Source organism: Pseudomonas sp. D1-1 (genome assembly GCF_051132225.1).
Lineage (GTDB): Bacteria > Pseudomonadota > Gammaproteobacteria > Pseudomonadales > Pseudomonadaceae > Aquipseudomonas.
This window is the reverse complement of the sequence record NZ_CP071676.1, coordinates 3,812,775-3,833,496: the sequence shown is the minus strand read 5'-3', so window position 1 is coordinate 3,833,496 and position 20,722 is coordinate 3,812,775. Positions and strand designations below refer to the sequence as shown.

General features: G+C 59.8%; 19 protein-coding genes and 3 tRNA genes. 16 read left to right on the top strand and 6 right to left on the bottom strand.

Features of this window, described 5'->3' with window-relative positions; translation table 11 throughout:
• Positions 1–149: 149 nt before the first annotated feature.
• The 4 genes from J3P86_RS17175 (at position 150) to J3P86_RS17160 (ending at position 6,171) form a co-directional block, all read left to right on the top strand.
• On the top strand, positions 150–2,726 hold the full coding sequence (locus J3P86_RS17175; RefSeq protein ID WP_434698494.1) for a bifunctional diguanylate cyclase/phosphodiesterase: 2,577 nt from the start codon (positions 150–152) through the stop codon (positions 2,724–2,726).
• Positions 2,727–2,796: 70 nt separating this feature from the next.
• The gene (xth, locus tag J3P86_RS17170; protein WP_434698493.1) at positions 2,797–3,591 is read left to right on the top strand and encodes an exodeoxyribonuclease III; all 795 of its coding nucleotides are present in this window, start codon (positions 2,797–2,799) and stop codon (positions 3,589–3,591) included.
• Between the two features lie 100 nt (positions 3,592–3,691).
• Positions 3,692–4,519, top strand: a complete 828-nt coding sequence (locus J3P86_RS17165; protein ID WP_434698492.1) for an arylamine N-acetyltransferase family protein — start codon at positions 3,692–3,694, stop codon at positions 4,517–4,519.
• 131 nt (positions 4,520–4,650) lie between these two features.
• Positions 4,651–6,171, top strand: coding sequence for a nucleobase:cation symporter-2 family protein (locus J3P86_RS17160; RefSeq protein WP_434629935.1), 1,521 nt, complete (start codon positions 4,651–4,653; stop codon positions 6,169–6,171).
• An 81-nt stretch (positions 6,172–6,252) separates the two neighbouring features.
• On the opposite strand, the gene J3P86_RS17155 is transcribed toward J3P86_RS17160, so the two are convergent.
• Positions 6,253–6,621, bottom strand: coding sequence for a hypothetical protein (locus tag J3P86_RS17155; protein ID WP_434698491.1), 369 nt, complete (start codon positions 6,619–6,621; stop codon positions 6,253–6,255).
• Positions 6,622–6,869: 248 nt separating this feature from the next.
• Between J3P86_RS17155 and J3P86_RS17150 the strand changes: the two genes are divergently transcribed.
• Positions 6,870–7,688, top strand: a complete 819-nt coding sequence (locus J3P86_RS17150) for a shikimate 5-dehydrogenase (RefSeq protein ID WP_434698490.1) — start codon at positions 6,870–6,872, stop codon at positions 7,686–7,688.
• Here the strand turns inward: J3P86_RS17150 and J3P86_RS17145 are convergent, their stop codons facing one another.
• The gene (locus J3P86_RS17145; protein ID WP_434629940.1) at positions 7,689–8,339 is read right to left on the bottom strand and encodes a YceH family protein; all 651 of its coding nucleotides are present in this window, start codon (positions 8,337–8,339) and stop codon (positions 7,689–7,691) included.
• Positions 8,340–8,470: 131 nt separating this feature from the next.
• Here J3P86_RS17145 and J3P86_RS17140 point away from each other — a divergent pair, with 131 nt between their 5' ends.
• Complete coding sequence (locus tag J3P86_RS17140) at positions 8,471–8,980, top strand: DUF1993 domain-containing protein (protein ID WP_434573173.1); 510 nt, start codon at positions 8,471–8,473, stop codon at positions 8,978–8,980.
• A 176-nt stretch (positions 8,981–9,156) separates the two neighbouring features.
• Here the strand turns inward: J3P86_RS17140 and sstT are convergent, their stop codons facing one another.
• Positions 9,157–10,389: a serine/threonine transporter SstT gene (gene sstT / locus J3P86_RS17135; RefSeq protein ID WP_434601272.1), complete on the bottom strand. Its 1,233-nt coding sequence runs from the start codon at positions 10,387–10,389 to the stop codon at positions 9,157–9,159.
• Positions 10,390–10,669: 280 nt separating this feature from the next.
• On the opposite strand from sstT, the gene J3P86_RS17130 reads away from it, so the two are divergent.
• Complete coding sequence (locus J3P86_RS17130; RefSeq protein ID WP_305500068.1) at positions 10,670–11,830, top strand: MFS transporter; 1,161 nt, start codon at positions 10,670–10,672, stop codon at positions 11,828–11,830.
• On the opposite strand, the gene nhaR is transcribed toward J3P86_RS17130, so the two are convergent.
• Positions 11,827–12,723 (bottom strand): transcriptional activator NhaR, encoded by an 897-nt coding sequence (nhaR, locus tag J3P86_RS17125; protein ID WP_434629942.1) that lies wholly within the window; start codon positions 12,721–12,723, stop codon positions 11,827–11,829. The two genes, J3P86_RS17130 and nhaR, sit on opposite strands and share 4 nt — an antisense overlap.
• A gap of 136 nt (positions 12,724–12,859) precedes the next feature.
• Here nhaR and J3P86_RS17120 point away from each other — a divergent pair, with 136 nt between their 5' ends.
• The 4 genes from J3P86_RS17120 to J3P86_RS17105 all read left to right on the top strand — a co-directional run bounded on the left by J3P86_RS17120 (position 12,860) and on the right by J3P86_RS17105 (position 15,338).
• On the top strand, positions 12,860–13,123 hold the full coding sequence (locus J3P86_RS17120; RefSeq protein WP_305500071.1) for a hypothetical protein: 264 nt from the start codon (positions 12,860–12,862) through the stop codon (positions 13,121–13,123).
• Positions 13,124–13,151: 28 nt separating this feature from the next.
• The gene (locus tag J3P86_RS17115; protein ID WP_434573180.1) at positions 13,152–13,901 is read left to right on the top strand and encodes a TerC family protein; all 750 of its coding nucleotides are present in this window, start codon (positions 13,152–13,154) and stop codon (positions 13,899–13,901) included.
• A gap of 455 nt (positions 13,902–14,356) precedes the next feature.
• The gene (locus J3P86_RS17110; protein WP_434629945.1) at positions 14,357–15,034 is read left to right on the top strand and encodes a peptidase C39 family protein; all 678 of its coding nucleotides are present in this window, start codon (positions 14,357–14,359) and stop codon (positions 15,032–15,034) included.
• Between the two features lie 100 nt (positions 15,035–15,134).
• Positions 15,135–15,338 (top strand): DUF6021 family protein, encoded by a 204-nt coding sequence (locus tag J3P86_RS17105; RefSeq protein ID WP_305500075.1) that lies wholly within the window; start codon positions 15,135–15,137, stop codon positions 15,336–15,338.
• 48 nt (positions 15,339–15,386) lie between these two features.
• Here J3P86_RS17105 and pbpG read toward each other — a convergent pair whose 3' ends face one another.
• Both pbpG and folD read right to left on the bottom strand, forming a co-directional pair.
• A complete protein-coding gene (gene pbpG, locus J3P86_RS17100; protein WP_434631265.1) occupies positions 15,387–16,325 on the bottom strand; it encodes a D-alanyl-D-alanine endopeptidase in 939 nt (312 codons plus the stop codon).
• Positions 16,326–16,682: 357 nt separating this feature from the next.
• On the bottom strand, positions 16,683–17,537 hold the full coding sequence (gene folD / locus J3P86_RS17095) for a bifunctional methylenetetrahydrofolate dehydrogenase/methenyltetrahydrofolate cyclohydrolase FolD (protein ID WP_039589132.1): 855 nt from the start codon (positions 17,535–17,537) through the stop codon (positions 16,683–16,685).
• 281 nt (positions 17,538–17,818) lie between these two features.
• Between folD and J3P86_RS17090 the strand changes: the two genes are divergently transcribed.
• The 5 genes from J3P86_RS17090 (at position 17,819) to clpP (ending at position 20,612) form a co-directional block, all read left to right on the top strand.
• Positions 17,819–17,895 (top strand) — tRNA-Arg (locus J3P86_RS17090).
• A 41-nt stretch (positions 17,896–17,936) separates the two neighbouring features.
• Positions 17,937–18,012: transfer RNA gene (locus tag J3P86_RS17085), tRNA-His, on the top strand.
• A gap of 58 nt (positions 18,013–18,070) precedes the next feature.
• Positions 18,071–18,155, top strand: a tRNA-Leu gene (locus tag J3P86_RS17080).
• A 418-nt stretch (positions 18,156–18,573) separates the two neighbouring features.
• Complete coding sequence (gene tig / locus J3P86_RS17075) at positions 18,574–19,884, top strand: trigger factor (RefSeq protein ID WP_434698489.1); 1,311 nt, start codon at positions 18,574–18,576, stop codon at positions 19,882–19,884.
• Between the two features lie 92 nt (positions 19,885–19,976).
• Positions 19,977–20,612: an ATP-dependent Clp endopeptidase proteolytic subunit ClpP gene (clpP, locus tag J3P86_RS17070; RefSeq protein WP_030140021.1), complete on the top strand. Its 636-nt coding sequence runs from the start codon at positions 19,977–19,979 to the stop codon at positions 20,610–20,612.
• Positions 20,613–20,722 lie beyond the last annotated feature (110 nt).

Here is a 20,722-nt window from a genome sequence, read left to right as displayed (position 1 = left end):
GGCGACGCGTAGCCCTTTTCGTCAAACTCTGTAGGCTCGCCAACTGACGCGGCAGCGGCTGCTAAGGTTAAGAAAACCCAAGGGTCAAACGCAGTTCATGCAGTGAAGTTTGCACGGCGAAGCCAACGCCGAAGGACAGGAGCAGGTCAATGGACACCGCTGCCGATATCCCCCCTGACGTCACGCGTCACACGCCGATTACCCGTCGCCTGGTGGTGGCGGTCGGCGTGCTGTTCGTAATGGGTGTCCTGATGGCTGTCGCCGCGCTGTTCAACATTGCGCAAAAGCTGGACGCGGACGACGTGGGCAAGACCCACTTCTACATCGAGCGCGCGCTCGAGAATCGCATCACCGCGTCGAAAAACTACATGGCCAGTTACGCCTACTGGACCACCGGCTATGAGCGTCTTAACGGCGAGGTCGATGTGCAATGGGCCTATGCCGAACAGAACATCGGCAAGACCCTGTTCACCAACGATGAATACGAAGGGGTGTTCGTCATCGACCGTGAACGCACCAAATATGCGGTGGTGCGGGGACAAAATGTCCAGGCAGAGGCGACAGCCTACATCGATACACCGCTGAGGGACCTTGTCGATCAGCTCCAGGCGCAACCGGACCTGACCAGGCCCATGATCCGCTACACCTTGTTCGACGGCTGGCCGGCCATCGTCACGGCTTCGGTGATCCTGCCCAACGACGAACGTCCTCAGGTCGAGGCCAAGGGGACGTCGGTGCTGCTTTTTGTCGACCAGCTGACGCCGGTCAAGCTTCGCAAGGTAGGCAAGAGCTACGGCCTGAACGAGTTGAACCTGGTGAAAGATACGGCGCTGGCGCCCGGTCAGCCAGCCGTACCGCTGGATAGCACCGGTTACAGCCTGGTATCCCGACTGGAGCGGCCAGGCCACCAATTGTTGTGGTCCCTGGTTCCGCCATTGGGCGGGGCGTTGCTGATCCTGGCGTTGCTCACCGCTTATTTTTTCCGCTATGCCATGCGTACCGCTCGACAGGTGGACGCCAGCTACGACAGCCTGGAAACCTCAAAGCAGGCGCTCCAGGCGAGCGAAGAGCGCTTCCGTGCCGTGGCGGAGGCGGCGTCGGACTGGATATGGGAAATCGACAGCCAGCAGCGCATCACCTATCTGTCGGGGCGCTTCAACACCGTTACCGGTTTTTCCGATCAGCAATGGCTGGGACAGGACATCGAACAGTTGCTGTATTGCGACACCACGCCGATTGCCTTGTGGCTGGGCAAACTGGTCGAAGAACAGAATGCCAGCAACCTGCGGTGTTCCTACCGCGACCATTCCGGACAGTTGCGATTTTGTCGGGTATCGGCGCGGCCGATCTATGACAAGGCCTTGGTAACGGGCTATCGCGGCACCGCCAGCGACATCACCGATGAAGTTGCCGCCCACGCCCAGGTCCAGCATCTGTCGATGCACGATGCGCTGACCGGCCTGCCGAATCGAAACAAGTTGGCCCGGCACCTGGACGATGCATTGCTTGCCAAGGAGCATTCCGTACCGCTGGCCTTGCTGATGGTGGATCTGGATAACTTCAAGCCGATCAACGATTCACTGGGCCACCCGGCTGGCGATGCGGTGCTGCTGGAAGTGGCCCAGCGCCTGCGCGACTGCACCCGAGAGCACGATCTGGTGGCGCGCCTGGGTGGGGATGAGTTCGTGGTGGTGCTCAGCGGAGTGGAGCACTCCACTGAAATCGACCGGTTTTGTGCACGGCTGATCGACAGCCTGCAGCAACCGATCCATTACGAGACCCATTCGTTGCACATTGGCGCCAGCATCGGCATTGCCGTAAGCCGGCGCCAAGGTTATGTGCCGGGCGAGTTGATCCGTTGTGCCGACATCGCCCTGTACCAGGCCAAATCCGAGGGCAAGAAGACCTGGTGCTACTTCGCCTCGCACATGAACGATCAGATCCAGCATCGTCGCCAGCTGGAAAGCGACCTTCGCCAGGCATTGAAGAAAAATGAGTTCGTCCTGCATTTTCAGCCTCGCTATACCGTGGATGGCAAGACCATCGTCGCTGTCGAGGCGCTGGTCCGTTGGCAACATCCGACCCAAGGCTTGCTGGGGCCCGACGCGTTTATCCCGCTGGCCGAGCAAACCGACCTGATTGTCCCGCTTGGGCGTTGGGTGTTACGCGAGGCCTGCGAAACCGCGTTGACCTGGCCGGGCGAGCTGATGGTCTCGGTCAACCTCTCGCCTGCGCAATTCGAACGCAGCGATGTGGTCGAGGACGTGCGCCAGGTATTGATCGAAACCCACTTCCCGGCGAGTCGCCTGGAGCTGGAAATCACCGAGAACGTCATGCTGAACGATGTGGACGGTGCGCTCCAGGTCATGAATGCGCTCAAGGAACTGGGGGTGCGCCTGAACATGGACGATTTTGGTACCGGCTATTCGTCGCTCGGTTATTTGCGCACCTATCCGTTTGATGGCATCAAGATCGACAAGCGCTTCATCGCCTCCATGAGCAACAGCAGCAACGACCGCGCCGTGGTCCAGGCGATCATCAACCTGGGCAAGGCCATGGGCCTGACGGTCACCGCCGAAGGTGTCGAAACCCTGGCCCAACTGGGCACGCTGGGTTCGGATGAATGCCACGAGGTGCAAGGCTATTTTCTCAGCCGCCCCATCGACAAGCAGGCGTTCGCGCATCTGCTGGAGAGCGCCCCGCCCCTGTCGAAAACCGGCTCCTGAGCGGTTGTTGCAACCTCCGCGGCTTGTCATCGGTCACAGCTAGTACTTTGGTTTTTCGAGTTGCCTGCCCATGAAAAAGCTGCGAATCGCGACCTTCAATATCAACGGTATCCGGGCTCGGCTGCCCAACCTGCTGGAGTGGCTGGAGCGGGAGAAACCCGACATCGCCTGCTTGCAGGAGTTGAAGGCTGCCGATAAGGATTTCCCGGCGGCGGAGCTTGAGTCGGCCGGGTACGGGTCGATCTGGCACGGCCAGGCTTCCTGGAATGGCGTCGCGATCCTGGCCCGCGATGCGCAACCGCTGGAAAGTCGGCGCGGCCTGCCGGGCGGAGAGGAAGACAATCACAGTCGGTATATCGAGGCAGCCGTGCATGGCGTCCTGGTAGGTTGCCTTTATCTGCCCAACGGCAATCCGCAGCCGGGTCCGAAGTTCGACTACAAGCTGGCATGGTTCGAGCGGCTGATCGATTATGCCCAGGGACTACAAGCCAGCGATCACCCGGTGGTGCTGGCGGGCGACTACAATGTCGTGCCCACCGACTTCGACATCTACAACCCACGCTCCTGGCTCAAGGATGCCCTGTTGCAGCCGGAAAGCCGCGAGCGATACCAGCGCCTGCTGGACCAGGGCTGGACGGATGCGTTGCGTCATCTCTACCCGGAGGAACGGATCTATACGTTCTGGGACTATTTCCGCCAGCACTGGCAAAAAAACTCCGGGCTACGTATCGACCACCTGTTGCTCAACCCCGTCGCCAGTGCCTACCTGAGCGAGGCGGGGGTGGATGCCTGGGTCAGAAACCAGCCACACCCCAGCGACCATGCCCCGACCTGGATTCGTCTGTCTTCGCGCAAGCGCCGTTGAAGCCGCCGGATCATTGTCCACCCAAGGGAAATGCCTTATACCTGTGCCAAACGGCGGGGTGCCTGCACAAGCCCTGCACCTGAACAGGAAAGGACACCCCATGAACCCACCTCGACTGAGTGATTGCGCTCGTTATCTGCGGCGCCTGGGCTTCGACACGGCACCACCCCCGACGCTCGATTCGTTGCGCCAGTTGCAGTGGCGTCATACGGCCGAGTTCCCTTTCGAAACCCTTGCGACGCTGCTGGGGCAGCCGGTGCCGATCGACCTTGAGTCGGTGGAACGAAAAATCTTCGAGCAAGGGCGCGGCGGTTATTGCTACGAGCTCAATCAGCTATTCCTGGCCCTTTTGCAGGACCTGGGCTTCGAGGCCCGCGGCATTACCGGGCGAGTAGTGATGAACGCACCTGAAGGCGCCTGGACCGCACGCACCCATCGCTTGAGCCTGGTGACGCTTGACGGCGTGCGCTATGTAACCGACGTCGGCTTCGGTGGCATGGTGCCGACCGCGCCACTGTTGCTGGACAGTCGCGAGGTCCAGGCCACTCCTCACGAGCCATACCGCATCGAGACCACTGAAGACGGCTACATGCTGCGCGCCAACATAGGGGGCGAATGGCGGCCGATGTACCTGTTCGACCTGCAGCGCCAGGAAGAGATCGATTACATCGTCGGCAATTGGTACGTCTGCAGTCATCCGGATTCCCCGTTCAAGGACCGGTTGATGGTCGCCCGCACGGGTGACGGTTTGCGCAAGACCCTCAACGGCAACAGCTATGCCGTGCACCAGATCGGGCAGGAAAGTGAGCGACGCACAATCATGGACGTCGACGAGTTGATCGACCTGCTGGAGACGGAGTTCGGGCTGCGGGTGCCGCCACGGGAACTGCTGCGGCCGGCGCTGGAAGGGCTGATAGCGCGAAGTTGAATGCAATCTGGTTCGGGATTTGCAACCTTGTCCGTAATCAGTGCGCAACAAGTTGTATACAACTCTATGGACATTTGTCCTGAATTTTGAATACAGTGTGCGCATAACAAAAAACAGGGAACCCCCGAACCATGAAAACGCCCCATGTTTCACTCCCACGGCCCGAGGACGAAAACCTTGGCGTCGGCGCGAATATGGCTTACGGCCTACAACATGTGTTGACCATGTACGGCGGCATCGTCGCGGTGCCCTTGATCATCGGCCAGGCGGCCGGCTTGTCGCCGGCGGACATCGGTCTGCTGATCGCCGCGTCATTGTTCGCGGGAGGGCTGGCGACGTTGCTGCAAACGCTTGGCTTGCCGTTCTTTGGCTGCCAGTTGCCGCTGGTGCAGGGCGTTTCGTTCTCCGGCGTCGCGACCATGGTGGCGATCGTTGGAACCGGCGGGGAAGGGGGCTTCCAGGCCATCCTTGGTGCGGTAATCGCGGCGTCCCTGATCGGCTTGTTGATCACTCCAGTATTCTCGCGCATTACCCGGTTCTTCCCGCCGCTGGTCACCGGCATCGTCATCACCACCATAGGCCTGACGCTGATGCCGGTGGCGGCGCGCTGGGCCATGGGCGGCAACAGCCACGCCGCGGATTTCGGCAGCATGGCGAACATCGGCCTGGCTGCGCTGACCCTGGTACTGGTGCTGGTACTGAGCAAAATGGGTAGTGCGACGATTTCACGCCTGTCGATCCTGCTGGCGATGGTCATCGGCACCGTCATCGCGGTATTCCTCGGCATGGCGGATTTTTCGTCCGTCAGTGAAGGCCCGATGTTCGGGTTTCCAACGCCGTTCCACTTCGGCATGCCGACTTTCCATATCGCGGCGATCCTGTCGATGTGCATCGTGATCATGGTGACGCTGGTGGAAACCTCCGCTGACATCCTGGCGGTGGGGGAAATCATCGACACCAAGGTCGATTCCCGCCGTCTGGGCAATGGTCTGCGAGCCGATATGCTGTCGAGCATGATCGCCCCGATCTTTGGCTCCTTCACCCAGAGTGCCTTTGCCCAGAACGTCGGGCTGGTGGCGGTGACCGGTATCAAGAGCCGTTTTGTCGTGGCAACTGGCGGGATATTCCTGGTGGTGCTCGGGCTGCTGCCGTTCATGGGGCGGGTGATCGCCGCCGTGCCGACCTCGGTGCTCGGTGGTGCTGGTATCGTGCTGTTCGGTACGGTTGCCGCCAGTGGTATCCGAACCCTGTCGAAGGTTGACTACCGCAACAATGTCAACCTGATCATCGTCGCCACTTCCATTGGCTTCGGCATGATCCCGATCGCCGCACCGAACTTCTACGACCATTTCCCCAGCTGGTTCGCGACGATCTTCCATTCGGGGATCAGTTCTTCGGCAATCATGGCAATTATCCTGAACCTGGCGTTCAACCATTTCACCACCGGCAACTCCGACCAGCAGTCAGTTTTTGCCGCCGGTACCGAGCGGGTGCTGCGCTACCAGGACCTGGCTGCATTGCGTGAAGGCGATTATTTCAGCGACGGAAAATTGCATGACTGCGACGGCAACGAGATTCCAGTGGTGGCGGAACCCGCCCACTCGCCGGGAGAGCACGGCCCGGTGCGGCTGAAGAGCAGCGAGCACGTCTGATCTGGCGATCGCAGAGGAGTGAAAACAAAAGCAGCCGGTGATCATCGATCACCGGCTGCTTTTTTATGACCCCTGAACGGACTACCAGCGACCGTAATGGCCGCGCGGCGGGCCATCGTAAAAGCCCCGTGGTGGCCCGTAATACACCGGCGCCGGGCGATAGTAGACAGGGCGCTCGATGTATACCGGTTGCGGCGCGTAATAGACCGGTGGCGGTTGCTGCACATAGACAGGTTGTTGCACGTAGACCGGTTGTGGCTGGACATACACCGGTTGCTGGACATAAACCGGTCGGTCGCGGCTGATGAGCGCGGAGCCGACAATGGCCGAGCCGACGATTGCACCAAACACCGCGGGACCCTCCCAACCACCGCGACCATGGGCGGATGCCTGGCCGGTGGCCGCGAGTGCCCCCACGAGCAGGGCGATAATGGGAAGTTTGCGTTTCATGGCGATTCCTCGTTCCGGCCCCGGCGCCTGTGGCCTGCGACAGACCCGATTAGGGGCGCGGGGATACTTGCTCTGACAGCGATTTTCCCAGGATTTGCACCGCCGTTGGGTAAATATTGTGTAAGGTCTGTGGCTGATTTTTTTACAGCGGATGGCGAGTCGCTGCGCTGCGCCCGAGGTCTGAGCATCGAACAGGACCGGTCGGTACGGCGATCGCGTTTATCCGAAAGTGTTTCAAGGAGACGAGCATGCAGATGAACCCCAACAAAGATACCCAGCTGTGCATGTCACTATCGGGGCGCCCGGGCAACTTCGGCCTGCGCTTTCATAATCACCTCTATGAACAACTGGGCCTGAATTTCTACTACAAGGCGTTCAGCAGTCGCGACCTGCCGGGTGCGGTGCGCGGAATTCGCGCCCTGGGCATCCGTGGGTGTGGCGTGTCGATGCCGTTCAAGGAGGCCTGCATCGCCCTGGTCGATGAGTTGGACCCTTCCGCCGCCGCGATCCAGTCGATTAACACCATCGTCAACACTGACGGCCATTTGAAGGCCTACAACACCGACTATATTGCCGTCGCCCAATTGCTGCAGACCCACGCCGTACCCAAGGATTCGACTTTCGCCCTGCGTGGCAGCGGCGGCATGGCCAAGGCGGTCGCCAGTGCCTTGCGCAATGGCGGCTATAAAAATGGCCTGATCGTCGCCCGCAACGAAACCACCGGCCGAGCCCTGGCCGACTCCCTGGGATACGAATGGCAAGCCGAGCTGGGCGATCGCCGGCCACAAATGCTGATCAACGTGACGCCGATCGGCATGGCCGGCGGTCCTGAAGCGGGCCACCTGGCGTTCGAGCCCGATGCCCTCGTGGCAGCCGAGACGGTATTCGACGTGGTGGCGATTCCATCGGAAACGCCGTTGATCGTCCGGGCCCGGGCAGAAGGCAAGCGGGTCATCACCGGGCTGGAGGTGATCGCGATCCAGGCCTTGGAGCAGTTTGTGCTGTACACGGGCGTGCGGCCCAACCTGGAGCAATTCGACAAGGCCGTGGCTTTCGCCCGGTCCTGATTACTCCAGGCGCGCCAGACGCTCCTCCAGCGCGGCGATCCGCGCTTCGAGCTCTTCAAGGCGTTCCAGTGACACGCCGCTGCCGGCGCCACTGCGTTCTATCGGGTGCTGGCGAGCGGCGAGGATGGCCTCGATGTCCGCGGGGTCGCCCATGGCGTGCACGTAGCGGTCTTCACGCTGGCCAGCCTGGCGCGGCACCAGCAGCGCCAGGCCTCGGGCGATCAGGCGCTCAAGCTGATGCACGACCTGCTCGGTGTCTTCGAAATCATGCATGCGGCCGCTGCGGGTCAGCAGTTCATTGACGGTCTGTGGGCCGCGCAGGAACAGCAATCCCATCAGGATCACCTGGGCCGGCACCAACTCCAGCGCCTTGTCGACCCGGTGCTCCCAGCGGTCGGCGCGGCTGCCCATGACCAGCCGGGTAAAACCGCGGCCTTCCAGGGCCCGCAAGCTCTGGCCGACCTGGCCCGGACTGAGATTGGTCACCGGTTCGCGACTGGTCTTCTGGTTGCAGGCCAGCACTAGCGCGTTGAGGGTGAGAGGGTAGGTCTCGGGGTTGGTGGCCTGTTTTTCGATCAGGGCGCCAAGGATGCGGATTTCCGTGCTGTTGAGCCGTGGTTCTTCGGCCTGGCTTTGTTCTTCGATGCTCATTGCGCGTTTCCCTATGCCGTGGAAGCCGCCTAGCCTAATCGTTGCGTAATAAAAGACAAGGAGCGCAACAAGCCGTGGCTATAATCGCCGACGTTTGATTTGTTTCCTCCTACCACCCGCATGAGATCGCCATGACCATTTCCCTGTACGCCGCCTCCGTCCCGGTTTTCAAACAGATGCTCAACGCCCTGAGTGATGTGCTGAACAAGGCCGAAGCCCACGCCACCGCGAAAAACATCGATCCGAACGCTTTCCTGCAAGCACGCCTGTTCCCGGACATGTTCCCGCTGGTGCGTCAGGTGCAGATCGCCGTCGACTTCGCCAAGGGCGTGTCCGCGCGCCTGGCCGAGATCGAAGTGCCGAAATACGACGACAGCGAGACCACCTTCGCTGAGCTGCAAGCGCTGATCGCCAAGGTGCTGGCCTTCATCGACGGCATCAGCCCCGAGCAGATCGATGGCAAGGAAGGCATTGAAATTGTCACCCGTCCGGGCACCCCGAAGGAAAAACGCTTCAGCGGTCAAACCTACCTGCTGACCTACGGCCTGCCGCAATTCTTCTTCCACGTCACCACCACTTATGCACTGCTGCGTCACAACGGCGTGGAAGTAGGCAAGCGCGATTACATGGGCGCGTTCTAAACCCGAGAGCATGAAAAAGCCCGGGACGGTGTGAGCCGTTCCGGGCTTTTTTGTGGCTGCCTGTCAGGTCATCAGCGCCTGTTGCGCCGCTTCGCGAGCAGGCTCGCTCCCACAGGAATCAATGATTGCGCAGGGTCCTCGTGGGAGCGAGCCTGCTCGCGATGAAGACGCACGGTTTATGCAGTACGCCGCGCCCGCTCTTCTTCACCCAGGCAAGCCGCCGCCGTGAACAGCACATCCGTGGACGAGTTGAGCGCGGTTTCAGCTGAATCCTGCAGCACGCCGATGATGAACCCTACCGCGACCACTTGCATGGCGATTTCGCTGGGGATGCCAAACAGGCTGCACGCCAGGGGAATCAACAGCAGCGAACCGCCGGCGACCCCGGACGCGCCGCAGGCGCAGATGGCGGCGACGACACTGAGCAGCACGGCCGTGGGCACATCCACCACGATGCCCAGGGTATGTACGGCCGCCAGCGTCAGTACGGTGATCGTAATGGCGGCCCCGGCCATGTTGATGGTGGCGCCCAGCGGGATCGAGACCGAGTAGGTGTCTTCGTGCAGGCCGAGGCGCTTGCTCAGCTCCAGGTTCACGGGAATGTTGGCCGCCGAGCTGCGCGTGAAGAACGCGGTGATGCCGCTTTCACGCAGGCAGGTGAACACCAGCGGGAAGGGGTTGCGACGCAGTTTCCAGAGCACGATGAGCGGGTTGACCACCAGTGCCACGAACAGCATGCAGCCGATCAGCACGGTCAACAGGTGCAGGTAACCGAGCAGCGCACCAAAGCCGGAGGTGGCCAGGGTCGAGGCTACCAGGCCGAAAATACCCAGCGGGGCGAAGCGGATGACCAGCCGCACAATCACGGTCACGCCATTGGACAAGTCTTCGAGTACGGTGCGCGTGGTTTCGCCGGCATGGCGAATGGCAATACCCATGCCGATGGCCCAGGCCAGGATGCCAATGAAGTTACCGTCCATCAGCGCTCGAACGGGGTTGTCCACCACGCTGAGCAACAGGCTCTGCAGCACTTCACTGATCCCGCCGGGCGCGGTAACGGCAACGTCCTGGGCGCTCAACACCAGGCTCGAGGGAAAGAGGGTGCTGGCAATGACCGCGACCACGGCCGCAGCGAAAGTGCCCAGCAGATAAAGGAAGAGGATCGGGCGGATATGGGTTTCCTGGCCGTGCTTATGGTTGGCGATCGACGCCATGACCAGCACGAACACCAGGATCGGCGCCACGGCCTTGAGCGCCGACACAAAGACCTTGCCGATGAACGCCGTGGATTTCGCCACGTCAGGGGCCAGCCACGCCAGGACAATGCCGGCGATCAGGCCGATGACAATTTGCGTCACCAGGCTGGTGCGTTTGAAGCGGTGCAGAAGGGAAGAGGACACAGCAGTCATGACGGTATCTCTGATTTTTTATGTGCAACGGTCCGTCAATCAGGGCAACAAGCGGGCAGGCCACATGATCGGGACCGAAAAGAGTGTGGAGCATTTGCAGGCCGCGGACTTTATCACAGCCCGGCGAAAAATCTGACGGACCTGTGACGATCCGTCACCTGCCTGTTTATCTGCTTTTTTCTAACGGCCCCAATCTGTTAGGCTTTGCCACTCTCACTTCATTTGTTTTCCAGCGGGCCCTTGGGCTAACGCTGGTGTCGTCGTTTTGTTGGAGTTCTGCATGCTGTTGCCCATCTTCCTGTTGTCCGCCGCCGGCTTCACGGTGCTGACCACGGAATTCATCATTGTCGGCCTGTTGCCAGCCATCGCCCGGGACCTGCAAGTCACCATCCCTCAGGCTGGACTGCTGGTGACTTTGTTCGCATTTACTGTCGCGGCGTTCGGGCCGTTCCTGACCGCGTGGTTTGCCCGTGTCGAGCGGCGTCGGCTGTTTATCAGCGTGCTGGTGATGTTCGGCCTGGCCAACACTTTGGCGGCGCTGGCGCCGAACATCTGGGTCATGGCCATTGCCCGGTTGGTCCCGGCTTTGGGTCTGCCGGTATTCTGGGCGTTGGCCAGTGAAACCGCAGTGGACATCGTCGGGCCGCAGTTTGCCGGGCGAGCCATCGCGCGGATCGGCTTCGGTATCGTCTGCGCCACGGTATTCGGCATTCCGGTCGGCACCCTGATCTCCGACGCATTCGGCTGGCGCAGCGCTTTTGCAATCCTGGCGGTCATCGCGTTTGCCAAGGCGCTGCTGCTGTTTATCTACCTGCCGAAAACCAATCTGCACCAGCATCAAGTGAGCTTTCGCTCGCAATTCAAGATCCTGCGCAGCCCCCTGATGCAGGGGCATGTGCTGCTGTCGATCCTGGTATTCAGCGGCATGTTTACCGCCTATACCTATCTGGCAGATATCCTCGAACGCCTGGCCGGGTTCGACGGTACGCTCGTGGGTTGGTGCCTGATGGGCTTCGGGGCCGTGGGCCTGCTCGGCAACTCCCTGGGTGGTCGCGCGGTAGACCGGCATCCGCTGATCGCCTCAATGGTGTTCTGCCTGTTCATGATCGGCGGCATGGTGGCGCTGGTGCCGAGCATTCATTCGACGCTGGGGTTGGCCGCCGCGATGGGTATCTGGGGCGTGACCCAGGCGGCGCTGTTCCTGGTCAGCCATGTGCGGCTGATGAAAGCGGCCCCTGAAGCGCCGGCGTTTGCTGCTTCGCTGAACATCGCCGGGGCCAACCTGGGCATTGGCCTGGGGGCGTTGGTGGGCGGTCGGGTCATCGATACGCTGGGCCTGGGCAGCGTCGGTTTCGCCGCGGCCGGATTCATCCTGGTATCGATCCTGCTGGCGCTGTTGCTGATGACGTTCAAGCCGCGCAATGCCTGCGCTGATTGCTAGGCGCTGAACAGCTCGCGGCGTGCCCCTTCGGCAATTGCGACGATGCCAGGGTGGCTGACCTTGCGTTCCACGGAAATGGCGTAGAACGACTCGCTCACTGCCTCGGTCTGGCCGATGACCTGCACCCCATATTGCCGCTTAACCTCTTCGGCAATCACGCTGGGACCGATAAAAATCCCGCTGCCTGACTGGCCGAATGCCTGCATCAACGCGCTGTCGTCGAACTCGCCGACAATCCGCGGCTGGATCTGCTGTTCGGCGAACCAGCGTTGCAGGCGGCTGCGTACGACGGTTTCCGGTCCCGGGATCAGCAGCGGGGCGTCATGCAGGCCATGGGGAAAATTCTGCCCATGACGATCGGCCAGCGCGGCGGTGGCAAAAAAGCTGATCCCGCATTCTCCAAGCTTCTGGCTGTAGCCCTTGATATCCAGGTGAGTCGGCATCGGGCTGTCGGAAATCACCAGGTCCAGGCGTTGGATTGCCAGGTCCGCCAGCAGCCGTTCGAGCTTGTCCTCGCGACAGGTGATACGCAGTGGCTCGCTCAGTTCCATGGTCGGGGCCAGCAGCCGATAGACGATGGACTTGGGCACGACATCCGCCACCCCGACCCGAAACAGTGTCTGCTGCTCGTTGGGTTGGGCGCGCAATATCAATTCCAGTTCGCCGCCGAGTTGGAACATGTGTTCGGCGTAAGGCAACGTCTGGCGACCGGCTTCTGTCAGCTCCAACTGGCGCCCGACGCGCTGGAACAATTTGATGTTGTAGGTCTGTTCGAACAGGGAGATCTGCCCGCTGATGGTTTGCGGGGTCAGGTTCAATTGCTCACAGGCGCGCACGATGCTGCCGGTTTTTGCCACCACCCAGAAATAATGCAGCTGTCGATAATTGAGCATGGTTTTCGCCGATTCGTAAATACCGAAGTATAGCCGCTGAAAATACGAATTTTCCTGAAGTATCTGCCTCTCTAGAATGCCGGGCCATCGGTGAGCCATCTTTGTGCTCCATCCATTTTCTAAAGAGGCACTGTCCATGACGTATAAATCCTTGGGTCTTGCAGCCTTCCTGTCGCTGTCATCGATAGCGCTCGTGGGTTGTGAACAAGCGGAAAAGAGCGCCCAGCAGTTGGCCCAGCAACTTAAGGAACAAGCAGTCGAAACGGCCAAGCAGGCAATCGACGATACTCACAAAGCTGCCGAGCAGGCCATCAGCGAGGCTACTGGTGGGCTGATAAGCCCCAAAAAAGAGCCGGAGAAAGACGCTGAAGAATCCGAATCCTCCACCAAGACCATCTAACCCCGTCAAATCGAGTCAGGACTGACCCATGGATTATCTGTTACAGCTTGCCGCCAGCCCCACCGCCTGGATTGCCTTGGCCACCCTGGTCGTCATGGAAATCGTGCTTGGCATCGACAACCTGATCTTCATTTCGATCTTGACCAACAAGCTGCCCGAACAGCATCGCGCCAAGGCGCGGCGGATCGGTATCGGCATGGCGCTGATCCTGCGCCTGGGCCTGCTGAGCACCATCGCGTTCATTGTGCAGTTGACGGAACCGGTCATCGAAATCCTTGGCCAGGCCTTTTCCTGGAAGGACATGATCCTCATCGCCGGTGGCCTGTTCCTGTTGTGGAAGGCGACCACCGAGATCCATCACAGCATGGACCCGGCGCCGAACGATCCCAAGTCGGCCACATCGGGCGTGACCCTCGGGTTCGCTGCTGCGATCGGTCAGATCCTGATGCTCGACCTGGTGTTTTCCATCGACAGCATCATTACCGCGGTGGGTATGACCGAACACTTGCCGATCATGATCATCGCCGTGGTGGTTTCGGTGCTGGTGATGCTGCTGGCCGCCGAGCCGTTGGCGAAGTTCATCAATGACAACCCCACCGTGGTCATGTTGGCCCTGGGCTTCCTGATCATGATTGGCATGACCCTGATCGCCGAAGGTTTCGGTGCCCATGTGCCCAAGGGCTATATCTACGCGGCCATGGCCTTCTCGGCGGCGATCGAGGTGTTGAACATGTTGTCCCGACGCGCCAGGGAGAAAGCGCTCGTCGACAAAGCCTGATACCAGGCAGACAAAAGCCGCCCGGGTCCAAGGCCCGGGCGGCTTTTTCATGCGCGGCGATAATGTCAGTGTGCGGTGGCGTGGCGCCTGGCGGGTTTGGGGGGCCGTTTCGCTTGAGGGGGAGGTGCGTGATGATGGCGCCGGGCGATCCGCATTACGCCCCACAACATGGCGGTCGCTACGCTCAGCCAGCCAAATATCAGCATCAGAATAGTCGTCGTCAGGCTCATCTGTGCCTCCTTCAGCCCGGACTCGGGCAATGCACTCATTACAATGGACAGTCTAGCCGCTCGAGTGTTACGAGCAGTCGATCGCCGGCAGTGGCGACGGATCGGTTCGTTCTATCGCGGTTGTGAAACTCTTGCTTGTGGCTATACCCAGGCGGGCGCGCACTTTATGATCGTCGGCCCAAGCCCGGCCCGGATGCCGGGTCTGCCTGAACAAGAGAGTCATTAATGGTGCCGGTAATTTCATCTTTTCGATCACTGGTAGTGGCGCTGACCTGTGCCGCTGTCCTGGTTGGGTGCGCGGGGGGCGTGTCGCCGCAGATAAAGCGTCTGCCCGAGCGGGTCGAACTCAACAGCGTGCCGTTCTTTCGCGGCGAGATGTATCAGGGCGCTCCGCAATCGTTGGCGGCTCTGCTGACTCTGCAAGGGACGGTCATCACGCCCGGGTTGCTGGAAAAACCGTTACACCTGCCCGGTGGCGAGGCGCGTTTGCAGCAGAGTCTGCAAACCTTGGCGCGTGAATACGGACTGGTCGTCTATCCCCTCGACCATGAGCTCGCGGCGTTGCTCGAACAGGTGGCGGCGGGTTATCCCGTGCTGTTGCGCTACACCGAGGGTTCGGCGTTCTGGTCCGGGCCACGCTACGCGATCCTGGCTGGCTACAACCGACAAAAACGTACCGTGCTGCTGCGGTCGGGGATGAACCGGCGGTCGTTGATGAGTTTCGATGCATTCGAATCGGCGTTCAAAGGCGCGGGCGGTTGGGCGGTGTTGATACAGCAGCCCACGCAACTTCCGGCCAACGTTGACTCCCAGCGCTGGTTGAAGGCCGCCGACGAGTTAGCCGGGGCGGGGCAGGAGCAGGCCGCCGCGCGGGCCACCAAGGCGCTGGGCTCCGCACGCTGAGTCGCGTCCCCGTTCGTCAGCTTTCGGGCACGACCTCGCATGCCTCGGGTTCTTAACGTCAGGGCCTGGAATTTCCGGGCCATGATTCAAGGAGGCAACCATGGCACAGTCGAAAACACCTTCAGGGCCGCATTCTTCCGAGCATTCATCCGGTGATGATGACTTGGGATTCGATCCGGACTCGCCGGATCTCGACGATCCGCAAGTGGACCCGGTAGGGCCGGCCAAGGCGCCCCGGGACGAGGAGGATGAGGAACCACCTTCCTCGAGAGCCTATGACCCACTGGGTAACCTTAAGCCCTGACAAAAATAGCCCCGACGAGTCGGGGCTATCTGTTTGCGCCTGGCCGAATTATTTTGACGCTTCTACCACGCCACTCTGGCGGCTCTTGAGGTTCTTGGCGGCCTTGTATTGCAAGGCCACGGCAGGGACACTGGCGCTTTTGCCTGTCTCGACCCAGCTGCGAATACGGCTGGCATCGGCAAAATGAGTGTATTTGCCGAACGCGTCGAGAATCACCAGCGCCATCGGACGATTACCCATTTTTGTCACCAGCACCAGGCAATGACCGGCCTGGTTGGTGAAGCCGGTCTTGGTCAACTGAATGTCCCAGTTGGCCTTGTGGACCAGATGATCGGTGTTGCGAAAGCCCAGGCTGTAGACCGGCTTGCGGAACGTCACGGTCTTTTCCTTGGTGGTACTCAATTCGCTCAGCAATGGATACTTGCGAGCGGCGATCAACAGCTTGGTCAGGTCCCGGGCGGTCGAGACGTTGTGAATGGACAGGCCGGTGGGCTCGACATAGTGGGTGCTGGACATGCCCAGCGCCTTGGCCTTGGCGTTCATCGCCGCAATGAACGCCGCGTAGCCGCCCGGATAATGATGGGCGAGGCTGGCGGCGGCGCGGTTCTCCGACGACATCAGGGCGATCAGCAGCGTGTCCCGGCGTGACAGTTCACTGTTGAGCTTGACCCGGGAAAACACACCTTTCATTTCCGGCGTGTTGGCGATGGTCATGGAAATGTATTCGTCCAGGTTCTGCCTGGCGTCCAGCACGATCAGGCCGGTCATCAACTTGGTTACCGATGCGATCGGCACCACGACGTCCGGATTGCTCGAATAGACCACCTTGTCCGTCTGCAGGTCCAGCAGGATCGCACTGCCGGAGGCGACCTGCAGTTTTGAAGTGTCTCGTGGCGGGGCAATGGTTTCCTGCGCGCTGATGTTCTGCGTGATGAAGGTGCCCGTGAAAAGGAAAAACAGGCTGAGGATCGAAAGACGGATTTTCACGCGAGTAGACTCGATGGAGTTGAAGGTGCTGTCGAGCAGCGGCTTGTTGAAAAAGCGCCGCATTTTAGGAGTATGGGCGACGCCAGCGCTATATGCCTGTGCCGTCGGGGCGCATCAATAAATAAAGTTTAATGAAGGCGATTCTGGCGAATCGGATCTGAAAAATTTGTAAACTGGCAGATTCGGGGGCGCGCTGCACGGGCCAACGTCCGCCGATCAGGGATCAGATGACAAAATACTGTGGGAGCGAGCCTGCTCGCGATAGCGGTGTCTCTGCCAGCATTGATGTCGGCTGATCCCAAGCTATCGCGAGCAGGCTCGCTCCCACAGGGTTTGTGGCTGAGTTGAAACGGCTAATCAGCTATGCAGCGTCTCGGCCGCATAAAGGGTGTTTTCCAGCAGGCAGGCCCGGGTCATCGGTCCTACGCCGCCGGGTACCGGCGTGATCCAGCCGGCGCGGGGCAGGGCGGTCTCGTAGACCACATCGCCCACCAGCTTGCCGTCGTCCTGGCGGTTGATGCCGACGTCGATGACGATGGCGCCTTCCTTGATCCATTCGCCTTTGACCAGGCCCGGCTTGCCGGCGGCCACCACCACCAGGTCAGCCCGACCGACGTGGCCCGCCAGGTCCTTGGTGAAGCGATGGGTCACGGTGACGGTACAGCCAGCGAGCAGCAATTCCATGGCCATCGGCCGGCCAACGATGTTGGAGGCGCCCACGACCACGGCGTCGAGCCCGTAAAGATCCACGCCAGTGCTTTCCAGCAAGGTCATGATGCCCTTGGGCGTGCACGGGCGCAGCAATGGGATGCGTTGGGCGAGGCGACCGACGTTATAAGGATGGAAACCGTCGACGTCCTTGTCCGGGCGGATACGCTCCAGCAGTTTAGAGGCGTCAAGGTGTTCGGGCAGCGGTAGCTGGAGCAGCACGCCATCGATGTTCGGATCGTCATTGAGGCGGTCGATCAGATCGGCCAGCGCTTGCTGAGTGGTTTCGGAAGGCAGGTCGTAGGCCTGGGAAAGGAAGCCGACCTCTTCACAGTCTTTACGCTTGTGCGAGACATAAACCTGAGAGGCAGGATCGCTGCCGACCAGGATCACCGCAAGGCCGGGCGTGCGCAGGCCTTGCTGGCGGCGCTCGGTGACTCGTTGGGCGATCTGCTGGCGCAGGCTGGCGGCGATCGATTTGCCGTCGATAAGTTGTGCAGTCATTGCGCGTGGTTAACCATCGAGAGGGGAAAAAAAGAGATCGCATTCTCGCATGCCGAGGCGTGAGGGCAAAGGCGCTTGGTCTGCAAATTCCCCTAACCCCTTTAATTAAATGAATTTTTTTTAAAAAAGAGTTGACGACCTATCGGGCCGTCTATAACATTCGTCGCACTTGTCGGGCACAGCCTAGCACTGGTTAAGAAGGTTGAGCGGAGTTGGTAGTTTAAACTCGGCAAAACTGAAAGCACTTAGTTTGTAATCGTCCAAGAATACAGATTAAAAAGGCGCCCGTAGCTCAGCTGGATAGAGCATCCGCCTTCTAAGCGGATGGTCGCAGGTTCGAGTCCTGCCGGGTGCGCCAATTAGGCAGCTTTGGCACAAGTAACGCTACAAGGCAATATGGTGGGCGTAGCTCAGTTGGTAGAGCACGGGATTGTGACTCCCGTTGTCGTGGGTTCGATCCCCATCGTCCACCCCATATTCTAGAAAGGCGCCAGATCTAACAATCTGGCGCCTTTGCTTTAAAAGCTTGATACGCGGATGTGGTGGAATTGGTAGACACACTGGATTTAGGTTCCAGCGCCGCAAGGTGTGAGAGTTCGAGTCTCTCCGTCCGCACCATACAAGTCGCTATTTAATTAGCAGAGAACGGCGCAGAACCTGAGAAGGGGCTGCGCCGTTTTTGTTTTCACCGGTTACGTGTCGGCGTCGGTCCTTGGGGCGGGCGCGCGGCGGCAGTGTTCGCGATTGTGTTTCGCGATGATACTCGGCATGCCCGTCGGTCTTTTTATAAAAGGCCGCATGCCAAGCGCGCGGTTGCGGTGCTTCTATATAGGAAGGTGCTGCGCAGAGCCTTGGCGGTGATCGACTGTATTAGCAAACCGGGCGGGGCATGAACCATGGCCCTGCTTATAAATTCGGCGTCTGTTTCCTGCGTGTTTTCAGTAGGGTGACTTCTTGAGTTTGACCTACTAGAATGCATGCCCTTGATTCTGGGGTCGGAAACGCCCGGCCAACGTCTGTGCAACGAGGAATATCCATGCAAGTTTCTGTTGAAAATACTTCTGCTCTTGAGCGCCGCATGAGCATCACCGTGCCAGCTGAGCGTATCGAGACTCAGGTCAACAAGCGTCTGCAGCAGACTGCCCAAAAGGCCAAAATCCCAGGTTTCCGCCCAGGCAAAGTGCCAATGAGCGTGATCCGTCAGCGTTACGAAGCTGATGCGCGCCAGGAAGCCGTGGGCGACGTGATCCAGTCTTCGTTCTACGAAGCGGTGGTCGAGCAGAAGCTGAACCCGGCTGGCGCTCCTTCCGTAGAGCCTAAAGTGCTGGAGAAAGGCAAGGATCTCGAGTTCGTTGCCACCTTTGAAGTGTTCCCCGAGTTCATCGTCGCCGGTTTCGAGTCCATTGCCGTCGAGCGCCTGAGCGCTGACGTTTCGGATGCCGACCTGGACAAGATGCTCGACATCCTGCGCAAGCAGAACACCCGTTTCGAAGCCACTGATCGTGCCGCCCAGAACGAAGACCAGCTGAACATCGATTTCGTCGGCAAGGTCGACGGTGAAGTGTTCGCTGGCGGTTCCGCCAAGGCTACCCAGCTGGTGCTGGGCTCCGGTCGCATGATCCCGGGCTTCGAAGACGGCCTGGTTGGCGCCAAGGCTGGCGAAGAGCGCGTTCTGAACGTGACCTTCCCAGAGGACTATCAGAACCTGGATCTGGCCGGCAAAGCCGCCGAATTCACCGTGACCGTCAACAGCATTTCCGAGCCTAAGCTGCCTGAGCTGAACGAAGAGTTCTTCGCCCAGTTCGGTATCAAGGAAACCGGTCTGGAAGGTTTCCGCGCCGAAGTTCGCAAGAACATGGAGCGCGAGCTGCGTCAGGCCATCAAGTCCAAGGTCAAGAACCAGGTCATGGACGGTCTGCTGGCCTCCAACCCGATCGAAGTGCCGAAGGCTCTGCTGGACAACGAAGTGAACCGTCTGCGCGTGCAGGCCGTTCAGCAGTTCGGTGGCAACATCAAGCCTGACCAACTGCCGGCCGAACTCTTCGAAGAGCAAGCCAAGCGCCGCGTCGTGCTGGGCCTGATCGTCGCTGAAGTGGTCAAGCAGTTCGAACTCAAGCCTGACGAAGCCCGCGTTCGCGAGCTGATCCAGGAAATGGCCTCGGCTTACCAAGAGCCTGAGCAGGTAGTGTCCTGGTACTACAAGAACGAGCAGCAGCTGAACGAAGTCCGTTCGGTTGTGCTGGAAGAGCAAGTTGTGGATACTGTTCTGCAGAAAGCTAGCGTGACCGACAAAGCGGTCTCTTACGAAGAAGCGGTCAAGCCGGTGGAAGCTCCACAAGCCGATTGATGGTTCTGCGGTAAGAAATACACACCATAAGCCAGCCTTCGCGCTGGCTTATGCGTATTCAAGACATAACTATTTGGGAGTGACTGCGAGACATGTCCCGCAATTCTTTTTATCAGCAGAGCTCTGACATCCAGGCCGCAGGCGGCCTGGTCCCTATGGTTATCGAGCAGTCCGCCCGTGGCGAACGTGCCTATGACATCTATTCGCGTCTGCTCAAGGAGCGAGTGATCTTTTTGGTAGGTCCGGTAGAGGACTACATGGCCAACCTGATCTGTGCACAACTGCTGTTCCTTGAAGCCGAAAACCCGGACAAGGACATCCATCTCTATATCAACTCCCCGGGCGGTTCGGTGACGGCGGGAATGTCGATCTACGACACCATGCAGTTCATCAAGCCTAACGTTTCGACGACCTGCATCGGTCAGGCGTGCAGCATGGGTGCGTTTTTGCTGACGGCCGGTGCCCAAGGCAAGCGTTACTGCCTGCCGAATTCCCGCGTGATGATTCACCAGCCTTTGGGTGGTTTCCAGGGCCAGGCATCTGATATCGAAATCCATGCCAAGGAAATCCTCTTCATCCGCGAGCGCCTCAACACGTTGATGGCCAAGCACAGCGGGCGCACGCTTGAAGAAATCGAGCGCGATACCAATCGCGACAATTTCATGAGCGCTGAAGCCGCACGTGAATATGGTCTGATCGATGAAGTGATCAGCCAGCGCCCCGCTTAAAATAAGCAGCTCAAAATAAGGTTGATCGGCAGGTCCGATCATCTGCGGGCTTGAAAAAGCCCGCAATTGCCTTCATCTTGTGTTGCAAGCCTATCGGATTTGGATCGATC

Coding starts and splice junctions, on each gene's coding strand:
- nhaR (WP_434629942.1), bottom strand. CDS start 12,723: ATGCTCAATTATCGACAGCTGCATTATTTCTGGGTGGTGGCAAAAACC.
- folD (WP_039589132.1), bottom strand. CDS start 17,537: ATGACTGCACAACTTATCGACGGCAAATCGATCGCCGCCAGCCTGCGC.
- J3P86_RS17160 (WP_434629935.1), top strand. CDS start 4,651: ATGAAAACGCCCCATGTTTCACTCCCACGGCCCGAGGACGAAAACCTT.
- sstT (WP_434601272.1), bottom strand. CDS start 10,389: ATGACTGCTGTGTCCTCTTCCCTTCTGCACCGCTTCAAACGCACCAGC.
- J3P86_RS17115 (WP_434573180.1), top strand. CDS start 13,152: ATGGATTATCTGTTACAGCTTGCCGCCAGCCCCACCGCCTGGATTGCC.
- J3P86_RS17130 (WP_305500068.1), top strand. CDS start 10,670: ATGCTGTTGCCCATCTTCCTGTTGTCCGCCGCCGGCTTCACGGTGCTG.
- J3P86_RS17150 (WP_434698490.1), top strand. CDS start 6,870: ATGCAGATGAACCCCAACAAAGATACCCAGCTGTGCATGTCACTATCG.
- J3P86_RS17175 (WP_434698494.1), top strand. CDS start 150: ATGGACACCGCTGCCGATATCCCCCCTGACGTCACGCGTCACACGCCG.
- J3P86_RS17140 (WP_434573173.1), top strand. CDS start 8,471: ATGACCATTTCCCTGTACGCCGCCTCCGTCCCGGTTTTCAAACAGATG.
- xth (WP_434698493.1), top strand. CDS start 2,797: ATGAAAAAGCTGCGAATCGCGACCTTCAATATCAACGGTATCCGGGCT.
- J3P86_RS17110 (WP_434629945.1), top strand. CDS start 14,357: ATGGTGCCGGTAATTTCATCTTTTCGATCACTGGTAGTGGCGCTGACC.
- J3P86_RS17155 (WP_434698491.1), bottom strand. CDS start 6,621: ATGAAACGCAAACTTCCCATTATCGCCCTGCTCGTGGGGGCACTCGCG.
- clpP (WP_030140021.1), top strand. CDS start 19,977: ATGTCCCGCAATTCTTTTTATCAGCAGAGCTCTGACATCCAGGCCGCA.
- J3P86_RS17165 (WP_434698492.1), top strand. CDS start 3,692: ATGAACCCACCTCGACTGAGTGATTGCGCTCGTTATCTGCGGCGCCTG.
- J3P86_RS17105 (WP_305500075.1), top strand. CDS start 15,135: ATGGCACAGTCGAAAACACCTTCAGGGCCGCATTCTTCCGAGCATTCA.
- J3P86_RS17145 (WP_434629940.1), bottom strand. CDS start 8,339: ATGAGCATCGAAGAACAAAGCCAGGCCGAAGAACCACGGCTCAACAGC.
- J3P86_RS17120 (WP_305500071.1), top strand. CDS start 12,860: ATGACGTATAAATCCTTGGGTCTTGCAGCCTTCCTGTCGCTGTCATCG.
- tig (WP_434698489.1), top strand. CDS start 18,574: ATGCAAGTTTCTGTTGAAAATACTTCTGCTCTTGAGCGCCGCATGAGC.